Origin of the sequence: Massilia cavernae, from assembly GCF_003590855.1 — a bacterium.
Taxonomy (GTDB): Bacteria; Pseudomonadota; Gammaproteobacteria; order Burkholderiales; family Burkholderiaceae_D; genus Telluria_A; species Telluria_A cavernae.
This window is the reverse complement of sequence record NZ_QYUP01000090.1, coordinates 1-10,894: the sequence shown is the minus strand read 5'-3', so window position 1 is coordinate 10,894 and position 10,894 is coordinate 1. Positions and strand designations below refer to the sequence as shown.

Sequence of the window (10,894 nt, the reverse complement as noted above, 5' to 3'; positions counted from 1 at the left end):
TCGTTCCCCACAGGTAGCTCGACGCTACGCCCTGCAGCTTGGCGTTGCCCGGCTCTTCGTACATCAGTGGCCGCATCAGCGGCACGCCGGTCTGGCTGTTGTCGAAGGCGGCGCTGTAGTTGTAGGGCAGCAGGCGGTAGCGCAGGCGGATCGCCTCGCGCGCCAGGGCCAGCGCCTGCGGCGAGCGGTACACCGGCTCGGACGCCACTTCCTCCTGCGCGTGCGGCCGGAAGATCGGCTGGAACACCCCGTACTGCAGCCAGCGCACGTACAGCTCGTCGTCCAGCAGCGCGCCGGCGAAGCCGCCAAGGTCGGAGTGCATGTAGGCCACACCCTGCATCCCCATCTGCAGCGCGATCTCCGGCTGTGACTTCAAACCGTCCCAACTGCGGCTCACGTCACCCGACCACGGGATCATGCCGAAGCGCTGCGAGCCCGAATAACCCGAGCGCATCAGGATGAACGGCCGCTGCGACGGGAAGTCCTTGCGGTAGCCTTCGTGGATCAGCCTTGCCCACTCATGGCCATAGATATTGTGCACCTCCGCCGCCGTGCCGCCCACGTGCCGCGTCGCGTCCGGATGCACCTCCGGCTCGCCGAGGTCGCCCCACCAACCGGCCACGCCGAGCGGCACCAGCCCCTTGTAGATATCCCAGAACCAGTTGCGCGCCACCGGGCTGGTGATGTCGATCAGGCCCGTGTTCCCGAAGAAGAAGTCGTAGCGGAACGGGGCGCCATTCGCGTCGGTGGCCAGCACCTTGCGGTCGACGGCCTCCTGCCAGCGTTTCGATACATTCAGCACGAACGGTTCGGTGATCAGGACGGTCTTGACGCCTTTCGCCGAGAAGTCGGCCATCATCTTCGCCGGGGTGGGGAAGTTCGCCGTGTCGAATGCCAGGTTGCCCATTCCGCCCTTCATGTCCGGCCCGAACCAGTACAGGTCGAACACGATGGCGTCGAGCGGCACCTTCTCGGCGATGAACTTGTCCACGGTGGCGCGCGCCTCCGCTTCCGAGCGGTAGCCGAAGCGGCTGGCGAAGTTACCGAGCGACCAGCGCGGCGGCAGCGGTTGGCGCCCGGTCAGGCTGGTGTATTCGTAGGCCAGCTGGTCCCAGCTGTCGCCCGCGATTACCTGGTAGGCCTTGCGGCCGCTGGAAGGCTCGTAGGACAGCACATTGTCCTTCTTCGAGTCGAGGTCGAGGAAGCCGGTGGTGGGATTGTCGAAGTGGACCATGTACATCTTCGACGACAGCACCAGCGGCATCCCGAAGCCCATTTGCTCCGAGCGCTGGCCGTAGCCGTAGTGCGCCTTGTTGTACAGCGGCAGCCGGTGGCCGCGCCGGTTCATGCCCAGTGCGCGCGCGCCGCCGCCATACAAGGCCTCGTCCGCGTCGAGCGCAAAGCCGATCGATTCCTTTGCTCCACGCCTGGTGTAGCCCTCCTGTTCGGCCAGCAGCGGCGTGCCCTTGTATGAATAGCTGATGCCGAAAGGCTCGCGCGTGACCGTGGCGCTGATGCCCTGCGTGGAAAACTGAAAACCGCCGTCGCCCGCCTTCAGGTCCGCTTTTGCCCGCCCCGGCGCCAGCACAACCGCATGCGAGCGTGGGTCCGGCGCCTCCCCGCGCGGCACGAACATCGTCTCCATGATGTAGTTTGAGTACGGCGTAATAAGGTAATAGCCGTCGTTGGTGACGACCTCCAGCCGGCCATCCTTCTGCTCGACGCGTTCGATCCTGCGGCTGCTATTCTGCGCGTTTGCGAGTGAGGGGAGCATCGCCAGCAGCATTGCTGCGGTGCTCAGGCATGTTCTGATCATGGAGTGGTGGCCTGGGGGAATGTTGATGAATGTAGTAAATGTACATCAGGCCGCAGTCTTTGTCATGACAAGGATTGGTGCCGGATCCCGCAGGAAGGCTGCTCATGCCTCAGAAAGAGGGCACATTGCTGATAAACTAAGCTTGCTAATAATTAACTACGCTTCTATGAAAATATCAACCTCCCTGCCGCGCTGGTCGATCGCAGCCCCGATTTTTGCCGGGCTTTTGCTTGCTGGACTAGCCGCCGGGGCGGGCGATGCTTTTGGCGTGTACTACACCGTACTGCTCGTGGCGGGCCTTTTCGGCGGCGTGCTTGCCGCGGTGTTTCACGCCGAGATCGTTGCGCACAAGGTCGGTGAGCCGTACGGCACGCTCGTGCTGGCAATCGCAGTCACCGCTATTGAAGTTGCCCTGATCGTATCGCTCATGATTGCCGGCGGCGAATCGACCACCGGCCTGGCGCGTGACACCGTGTTTGCCGCAGTCATGATCATCCTGAACGGCATGGTCGGATTGTGCATTCTTGCGGGCGCGGGCCGCCACGGTGAACAGACGTTTGGCCTGTACGGCGTTTCCGCAGCCCTGGCGACGCTCGCAGCGATCTCCGTGCTGACGATGGTCCTCCCGAACTACACGACCACAACGCCGGGTCCGATGTACAGCGCCAGCCAGCTGGGCTTTATCGCGGTGGTGTCGCTGGTGCTCTATGGCACCTTTGTACTCGTGCAAACAGTCCGGCACCGCGACTATTTTTTGCCGGAAGCCGCTGTCGGCGACGAGGATGTGCACGCACCGCCACCGCCGGCCAAAATGGCGTGGATCAGTGCCGGTATGCTGCTGGCTTGCCTGATCGGCGTGGTCCTGCTGGCGAAAGCACTGTCGCCGACACTCGAGAAGGTGGTGGTCGCGATCGGCGCACCCAAGGCGCTGGTCGGCATCATCATTGCGGCGGTCGTCCTCCTCCCCGAAGGGATCGCGGCATTCCATGCGGCGCGCGCGAACCGGCTGCAGACCAGCCTCAACCTGGCATTGGGATCGGCGCTGGCGAGTATCGGCCTGACCATTCCCGCCGTGGCGGTTGTTTCGCTGGTTACCGGCTGGACGCTGTCGCTCGGCATCGACGTCAAATCGACGGTGCTGCTGCTGTTGTCCCTCGTCGTCGCCACGCTGTCGCTTGGCACCGGCCGCACGACCGTCATGCAGGGAACTGTGCACCTGGTGATCTTCGCGGTCTACCTGTTCACCACGATCATTCCCTAGGCGCGGGGCGAGCGTCAGGTGCGGATGGCGCCCGGCCGGCCGTGTTCGACACGGAACTGGGCGATCGTCGCGGCACCTGAGCTGGCAAGCTTCACATCGTCGAGGCCCACAAAAAACACCTTGGTCGCGGTGGGGGCGACCTCCATCAGCATGAAGCCGCGCTTGTCGCTACGGCCGTACTTCACATGCGGGTTCATGTCGACATACTGGAGCGTGCGCGCCTGTGGACGCGAGCTGGATGAAATTGAAGTACCGCAAAACTCCGTCGCCAGCACCGGGTTCGCAGGGGAGGGCGGGCGGCTGAAGTCCGCCTTGAGGTCGCTGGCATAAAAGGTGTGCACGTCGCCCGCCAGTACGATGGGATTGGCCGCGCCGGTACGGGCTAACGTGTCGAACAGGCGCTGGCGCGCCATCGGATAACCGTCCCAGCCATCGTTCCAAACGCGCCCATCATCCGGCCCCAGCACCGGCGTCTGGCTCGACTGCGCCATCGGCGTCTGCTGCGCCAGGAAGTTCCAGCGCGCCTTCGACGCCTGCAGGCCGCCTGCCAGCCAGTTTTCCTGCTCGAGGCCCAGCATGCTGCGGGCCGGATCGCGCAGTTCGGCGCAGCTCGAGCGTATCACCGATATGGAGCCGCCCCTGTTCTTTGGCTGGCAGGCGTGATGCGCGCGGTACTGGCGGTCGTCGAGCACATGGAAGCTCGCCAACCGGCCCCAGTCGAAGCGGTCGTAGATGCGCAGCCTGGCAAAGTCGCCAAAGCCGCCCACCGCCGCGCGCAGCGGCATGTGCTCGTAGAAGGCCTGGTAGGCAGCGGCGCGGCGCTGCGCGAACTTCGGGTCGAGCAGCTCGTCGCGGTCGCGCGCGTAGTCGTTGGCCACTTCGTGGTCGTCCCAGGTGACGATCCACGGCGCCGCCAGGTGCGAAGCCTGCAGGTCGGGATCGCTCTTGTACTGCGCGTAGCGCGCCCGGTACTCGGCCAGCGAGAAGCTCTCGTCCACCCTGTGTGCCCTGGGCGGATGCTTCAGCTGGTACGGTCCCCACTCGTAGATGTAATCGCCGAGGAAGGCCACCAGGTCCGGCGCCGCGTTCGCGATGTGGCGGTGCGCGGCGTAGCTGCCGAACTCCCAGTGCTGGCACGAGGCCACCGCCAGCTTGAGCGTGCCGGGCATGGCGTCGGGCGTTGGCGCTGTGCGGGTGCGGCCGACCGGGCTGACGGCGTCGCCCAGCATGAAACGGTAGAAGTACCAGCGCCCCGGCGCGAGGCCGGTCGCGTCCACGTGGACGCTGTGCGCCAGTTCGGGAATCGCACTGGCGCTGCCCTTCGCCGCGATGCGGGTGAAGGCTTGGTCATGCGCGACCTCCCAGCGCACCGTGAATGCCACCTGCGGGACGGCTGCCGCGTTGAGCGGATCGCTCATGATGCGCGTCCACAGGATGACGGAATCGGGCAGCGGCGAGCCGGAGGCCACGCCAAGGCTGAACGGGTAGCTTGACAGGACCGGCTGCGCCGCGGCGCCGGCCAGCGGCCTGCATGCGGCCAGCACGGCAAGCTGGCCCGCGCCTGCCAGAAAGATGCGGCGCTGCTGATCCATGTGGGCCCCGTCAGACGTGGAGAAGCGACTCGAGCGGCGGCAGCTGGCGCGGCTTGCGGTCTTCGCCGGTGGCCACGTAGGTGAGGGTGGCTTCGGTCACCTTCACGGTGTCGGCGGCCAGCCGGTTACGCTCCGCATACACTTCGACATACACGGTAATCGAGGTGTTCCCGACCTTGACGATATCGGCGTAGAACGACAGCAGGTCGCCCACGAACACCGGATTCTTGAACAGGAAGGAATTCACCGCGATGGTCGCAACGCGGCCATTGGCGCGGCGGGTTGCCGGCAGCGAGCCGGCAATGTCGACCTGGGCCATGATCCAGCCGCCGAACACGTCGCCATACACGTTGGCGTCGGAAGGGGCGGGCATCACGCGCAGCTGAGGCATCTTTCCTGCTGGAAGGCCAATGTTGACAGGGCTGGGGGTGACGTTCTCGGGCTTGGTCATCTTGAAATCTCATGAAAGGCTACAATCGATCCCGATTGAACCATAAATTTCCGAGCTCTGCCATGCGCCGCCATTCCACCAGTACATCCGAACCCGCCCCTCAAGCCGATCCCGGCAAGCCAAAGCACGGCGACTGGGACACGCTCAAGACCCTGATTCCCTACCTGTGGGTCTACAAATGGCGGGTGATCGCCGCGCTGGGCTGCCTGATCGGCGCCAAGATGGCCAACGTCGGCGTGCCGCTGATCCTCAAGCGCCTGATCGACCACCTCTCGATCAGCCCCACCGATCCGCGCGCGCTGATGCTGCTGCCGCTTGGCCTGCTGGTGGCCTACGGCGCGCTGCGGCTGTCGACCACGGTGTTCACCGAGCTGCGCGAATTCCTGTTCGCGCGCGTGACCCAGCGCGCGGTGCGGACGATCGCGCTGCGCGTGTTCCGCCACCTGCACGCGCTGTCGCTGCGCTTCCACCTCAACCGCCAGACCGGCGGCATGACGCGCGATATCGAGCGCGGCACGCGCGGCGTCAGTTCGCTTATTTCGTACACGCTGTTTAACATCCTGCCGACGCTGGTCGAAATCACGCTGGTGCTGGGCTACCTCGTCGTGCAGTACGACATCTGGTTCAGCGCGATCACCGCGGTGGCGCTGGTCAGCTACATCGTGTTCACGGTGGTGGTGACCGACTGGCGCACCCACTTCCGCCGCACCATGAACGACCTCGATTCGAAAGCCAACACCAAGGCCATCGATTCGCTGATCAACTACGAGACCGTCAAGTACTTCGGCAACGAGGACTACGAAGCGAAGCGCTACGACGAAGGGCTGAAGAGTTTCGAGTCGGCCGCCGTCAGGTCGCAGACTTCGTTGTCGGTGCTGAACACCGGCCAGTCGCTGATCATCGCCACCGCCGTCACGCTGATCCTGTGGCGCGCCACCGAAGGCGTGATCGCCGGCACCATGACGCTGGGCGACCTGGTGCTGGTCAACGCGTTCATGATCCAGCTGTACATCCCGCTCAACTTCCTCGGCGTGATTTATCGCGAGATCAAGCAAAGCTTGGCGGACATGGAGCGCCTGTTCGGATTGCTTGAGCAGAACAAGGAAGTGGACGATTCGCCGGGCGCGCAGCCGCTGCACACGACGCAGGGTGCGCGCGTGGCGTTCTCGAACGTCGATTTCAGCTACGACCCGAAGCGCCAGATCCTGTTCGACGTCGACTTCACCATCCCGGCCGGGACGACGACGGCGGTGGTGGGCCACAGCGGCTCGGGCAAGTCGACCATGTCGCGGCTGCTGTTCCGCTTCTATGACGTCAACAGCGGCAGCATCACCATCGACGGGCAGGACCTGCGCGACGTGACCCAGGAATCGCTGCGTCAGGCGATCGGCATCGTGCCGCAGGATACTGTGCTGTTCAACGACACCATCGAATACAACATCGCCTACGGTAAGCCGGGCGCCAGCAAGGCCGAGATCGTGACGGCGGCGCGCGCGGCGTCGATCCACGAATTCATCGAAAGCCTGCCGGATGGTTATTCGACCATGGTGGGCGAGCGCGGGTTGAAGCTGTCGGGCGGCGAGAAGCAGCGCGTGGCGATCGCGCGCACGCTGCTCAAGAACCCGGCCATCCTGATCTTCGACGAGGCCACGTCGGCGCTCGATTCACGGGCGGAGCAGGCGATCCAGGCGCAGCTGAAGGAGATTGCGAAGAACCGGACTACGCTGGTGATCGCGCACAGGCTGTCGACGGTGGCGGATGCGCAGCAGATCCTGGTGCTGGATCACGGGAAGATTGTGGAGAGGGGGACGCATCAGCAACTGCTGGCCGCCGAGGGCATGTATGCGCAGATGTGGGAACGGCAGCAGGCGAAGAAGGATGAAGAACTCGTTGAAACGTAGGGCGGACAAGCCCGAAGGGCGCCTCCGCCGTTTTCGCCGGAACACCGCCAACTGTATTCGGGCCAATTCGGCGGAGAAAGGAGCATCCGCTGCTAGCGGATGCCGTTTCGCCGGCGAATCGCATGCGATTCGAAACCGTGCGTCTGTGAAGGCGCGTAGTCAGCATGGTGCAAGTCCATGTCAAAGGAGGTTATCGCCTTTGAAGCCGAAGGTAACTGCGTCGCCGCGAGGCGGTGTGGAGAGCAACCGAAGGCGAATGGTCAGTCCGTAGTAAAACGAATCCGATTCGGCAGGGTGCCGCGACGAGCCTGCGATTTCATGGCGAAGTCTGAGAAACCACGGTGAGCGCTATCGATAACGGTGAAAGCGACTCATCGGCACACCAAGTGGTTGGGAGCGGAATGACAGGAAGGCTAGGCGAGATAAGCAGAGAGAGCTGCCACCGCAGGTGAAGCGAGGCAGCAGTCAGAACCTTCATCGTACCGCGAGAAGCCCGGCGCAGAAACGCCCAAGGTGGACGAGAAATGCGGCTAGCAAAACCGCATCTAGGGATGGGAGGTAGGAAGAGAGATGGACGAAGGCCATATGGAACCACGGAAACGAGCTTCGTTAGTGTCGGCAACGACTAAACAAGAAGCAGAAGGCCGGATCAGCGAAAGCGGCAGCAGCCCCGAGAGCTGGACCTGGGTGGAAGGTTGCGTCTGGACGGAGGCCATGTTGGCGGCTCTGGGTAACGGAGTCAAAGGAGGTAAATGGTTCAGTCTGATGGACAAGGTCTACGCGCCAAAGACGCTGGCAGCGGCTTGGCAACGTGTGCAAGCCAACGCCGGCGCATGTGGAGTGGATCAAATGAGTGTGGGAATCTTTGCCGCCAATTCGCAGCGTTATCTGACTGAACTGAGTCAGGCGATACGATCTGGCAGCTATGAACCGCAAGCGATACGCAGAGTCACCATCGCCAAGGCAGGAGGCGGCGAACGTCCTCTGGGCATCCCGACGGTAAAGGATCGGATAGCACAACAGCCCTCAAATTCGTCCTCGAACCCGTGTTCGAACGCGAATTTCTGGACAGTAGCTATGGATTCCGACCGCAACGCGGTTGCAAAGACGCCCTGCGCGAAGTCCAGAAGCTACTCAATGCTGGCCGGGTCTGGGTGGTCGATGCCGACCTCAAAAGCTACTTTGACACCATCTCCCACGAGATGCTGATGGAGAAGCTCAAAAGGCGCATAGCGGACGGCAAGGTACTGCATCTCATTGAACGGTATCTTCAGCAAGAAATTGTTGCACAACTAAGTCACTGGGTGCCCACGATGGGTTCGCCACAGGGAGCGGTGATCAGCCCGTTACTCGCCAATGTGTATCTGCACGACCTCGATCAAGAAATGGCAAATGCAGGCTACAAAATGGTTCGCTATGCCGACGACTTCGTCGTGTTGTGCGAAAGCCAGGAGCAGGCGCAGGCAGCATTAGCGCGTGTCACAGAATGGGTGCAAGTTCATCAGTTGACGCTGCATCCTGACAAAACACATATTGGAAACTGTATGGAGCGCGGGCAAGGATTCGACTTCCTTGGTTACCGATTCGAAGCAGGCCACCGAAACATCCGACGCAAAAGCATCAACGCATTCCGCGACAAAGTCAGAGCCCTGACGCGCCGCAACTGTGGTCAGAGCCTGAAATACTTGGTGGATCGCCTCAATCCCATGTTGAAGGGCTGGCTTGGCTACTTCAAACATGCGAAGGGAGGCATATTTGCCAACTTGGACGGATTTGTGCGACGTCGCCTGCGGTCAATCTTGTGCAAACATAACAAGCTGGGGTACTACCACAGGAGTAAAGCCATCAGTCAACGCTGGCCGAAAACCTACTTCGCAAATCTCGGGCTGTTCACCCTTTACGAAGCTCGGGCCGCAGCGAGCCAATCCCGATGTGGAAACTCTCAACTGGAGAGCCGTATGCGGGAAAACCGCACGTACGGTTCGGAGGGAGGGGTGATCTGATCATCCCTACCCCTATCCGGCTACACCGGGCTTCGCCCTTGTCCGCCCTACGAGTCTAGGTTTGACTCAATACGTGTAGAACATCCGCTGGATGTCCTTGGTGTTGTTGGTCTTGGTCAGCGCCAGCATCAGCAGGATGCGCGCCTTCTGCGGGCTCAGCGTGTCGGCAACCACATAATCCAGCTCATCGTCGTTCGCCTCGCCATTACGCGCCAGGATACCCTGGCCGACGCGGCTTGCGCGCACGATGATCACGCCTTTGGCGCGTGCGGCCGCCAGCGAGGGACGGGTCTTGGCCGGCAGGCTGCCGTTGCCCACGCCCGCGTGCACGATGCCCTTGGCGCCGGCAGCGACAAAGGCATCCACCGCCACGCCGCCCACGTTCGCATGCGCCAGGCTCACCTCGACGTTCGGCAGCGCATTGAGTGCGCTGACATCGAACTCGGTCTCCACCGTGTGCTTGCGCGTCACCTGGCGGTAGAAGAACGGCTTCCCGCCCTGGAAGTAGCCCAGCATGCCCAGTTCCGGCGTACGGAAGGTGTCGACCATCGTCGTATTCGACTTGCTCACGTCGCGGCCCGCGTGGATCTGGTCGCTCATCGCCACCAGCACGCCGCGGCCGGCCGCCTCAGGGCTGGCCGCCAGCGATACCGCGTTGTACAGGTTGATCGGGCCGTCGGCCGAAATCGCGGTCGATGGACGCATCGACCCGACCAGCACCACCGGCTTGCGGCTCTTGACCACCAGGTTCAGGAAGTACGCGGTTTCTTCCAGCGTGTCGGTGCCGTGGGTGATGACGATGCCATGCACATCCTTCTGGGCCAGCAGCGTGTTGACGCGCTTGGCCAGCGTCAGCCAGTGCTCGTTGCTCATGTTTTCGCTGGCGATCTGGAACACCTGTTCGCCGCTGACGTTGGCGACCTTCGCCATTTCAGGCACGGCCTGGATCAGGCTCTGCACGCCGACCGTGGCCGCCGTGTAGCCGACCGTGGTGGTCGAGGTGGCGCCGGTGCCGGCGATGGTGCCGCCGGTGGCGAGGATGGTGATGTTGGCCAGCTTCGGATCGGCCGCCTGTGCGGACGCGATCAGGCACAGGAACCCCAGCAGCGCAAACATCTTCTGCGCGGATTTTTGGTACAGCATGCTATCTCCTTTAAACATTATGGCTTCTTGTAGACGACGCCTTCTTTCATCACGAACTTCACCTGCTGCAGCAGCGCGATGTCCTTCAGCGGGTCGCCGCTGACGGCGACGATGTCGGCGGCGTAGCCCGGTTCCACGGAACCGAGACGTTTGTCCTGGTCGAGCAGGGCGGCGGCGGCCAGCGTGGCCGAGCGGATCGCTTCCAGCGGCGGCATGCCGCCTTCGACCATGTAGGCGAATTCCTTGGCATTCTCGCCGTGCGGGAATACGCCGGCGTCGGTGCCGAACGCGATCTTCACGCCGGCCTTCCAGGCGCGCGCGAAGGTACCCTGGATCAGCGGGCCGATGGCGGCGGCCTTAGGGCGCACCAGCGGCGAGTAGTAGTCGGCTTCCTTCGACTTGTCGGCCACGTAGCGGCCGGCCGAGATGGTCGGTACGTAGTACGCGCCGTGTTTCTTGAACAGCGCCAGGACTTCGTCGTCCATGTAGGTGCCGTGCTCGATCGAGTCGATACCCGCGCGCAGCGCGCGCTTGATGCCTTCGGTGCCGTGCGCGTGCGCCGCCACGCGGAAGCCGTAGTCGCGCGCGGTGCTGATGATGGCGCGCAGTTCGTCCTCGGTGTACTGCGTATTCTCGCCGCTGCGTGCTGGCTCAATACGCCGCCGGTGGCCGTCACCTTGATCAGGTCCGCACCTTCCTTGTAGCGCGCGCGTACAGCCTGGCGCGC

8 protein-coding genes are annotated in these 10,894 nt (G+C 63.1%); 3 read left to right on the top strand and 5 right to left on the bottom strand.

Features of this window, described 5'->3' with window-relative positions:
• Positions 1-1,816: glycoside hydrolase family 31 protein (locus tag D3872_RS09480; protein ID WP_119810539.1), on the bottom strand; the 1,816-nt coding region annotated here is incomplete at its 3' end.
• 166 nt (positions 1,817-1,982) lie between these two features.
• On the opposite strand from D3872_RS09480, the gene D3872_RS09475 reads away from it, so the two are divergent.
• The gene (locus tag D3872_RS09475; protein ID WP_119810538.1) at positions 1,983-3,077 is read left to right on the top strand and encodes a calcium:cation antiporter; all 1,095 of its coding nucleotides are present in this window, start codon (positions 1,983-1,985) and stop codon (positions 3,075-3,077) included.
• Between the two features lie 14 nt (positions 3,078-3,091).
• Here D3872_RS09475 and D3872_RS09470 read toward each other — a convergent pair whose 3' ends face one another.
• Positions 3,092-4,669, bottom strand: coding sequence for an alkaline phosphatase D family protein (locus tag D3872_RS09470; protein ID WP_119810537.1), 1,578 nt, complete (start codon positions 4,667-4,669; stop codon positions 3,092-3,094).
• A 10-nt stretch (positions 4,670-4,679) separates the two neighbouring features.
• On the bottom strand, positions 4,680-5,120 hold the full coding sequence (locus D3872_RS09465) for an acyl-CoA thioesterase (RefSeq protein ID WP_119810536.1): 441 nt from the start codon (positions 5,118-5,120) through the stop codon (positions 4,680-4,682).
• A 62-nt stretch (positions 5,121-5,182) separates the two neighbouring features.
• Between D3872_RS09465 and D3872_RS09460 the strand changes: the two genes are divergently transcribed.
• Together D3872_RS09460 and D3872_RS27445 are read left to right on the top strand one after the other, a co-directional pair.
• On the top strand, positions 5,183-7,021 hold the full coding sequence (locus D3872_RS09460; protein WP_119810535.1) for an ABCB family ABC transporter ATP-binding protein/permease: 1,839 nt from the start codon (positions 5,183-5,185) through the stop codon (positions 7,019-7,021).
• A 1,046-nt stretch (positions 7,022-8,067) separates the two neighbouring features.
• Entirely contained in the window at positions 8,068-9,024 is a 957-nt protein-coding gene (locus D3872_RS27445) for a reverse transcriptase domain-containing protein (RefSeq protein ID WP_220476912.1), read from the top strand.
• A 66-nt stretch (positions 9,025-9,090) separates the two neighbouring features.
• Here D3872_RS27445 and D3872_RS09450 read toward each other — a convergent pair whose 3' ends face one another.
• Both D3872_RS09450 and D3872_RS09445 read right to left on the bottom strand, forming a co-directional pair.
• Entirely contained in the window at positions 9,091-10,167 is a 1,077-nt protein-coding gene (locus D3872_RS09450; RefSeq protein WP_119810534.1) for a type II asparaginase, read from the bottom strand.
• A gap of 17 nt (positions 10,168-10,184) precedes the next feature.
• On the bottom strand, positions 10,185-10,894 hold a 710-nt coding region (locus tag D3872_RS09445; RefSeq protein ID WP_229459242.1), incomplete at its 5' end, for an amidohydrolase family protein.

What these genes read in the sequence shown, in the direction of transcription:
- D3872_RS09475 (WP_119810538.1), top strand. Translation starts at nt 1,983, where the DNA reads ATGAAAATATCAACCTCCCTGCCGCGCTGGTCGATCGCAGCCCCGATT.
- D3872_RS09470 (WP_119810537.1), bottom strand. Translation starts at nt 4,669, where the DNA reads ATGGATCAGCAGCGCCGCATCTTTCTGGCAGGCGCGGGCCAGCTTGCC.
- D3872_RS09465 (WP_119810536.1), bottom strand. Translation starts at nt 5,120, where the DNA reads ATGACCAAGCCCGAGAACGTCACCCCCAGCCCTGTCAACATTGGCCTT.
- D3872_RS09460 (WP_119810535.1), top strand. Translation starts at nt 5,183, where the DNA reads ATGCGCCGCCATTCCACCAGTACATCCGAACCCGCCCCTCAAGCCGAT.
- D3872_RS09450 (WP_119810534.1), bottom strand. Translation starts at nt 10,167, where the DNA reads ATGCTGTACCAAAAATCCGCGCAGAAGATGTTTGCGCTGCTGGGGTTC.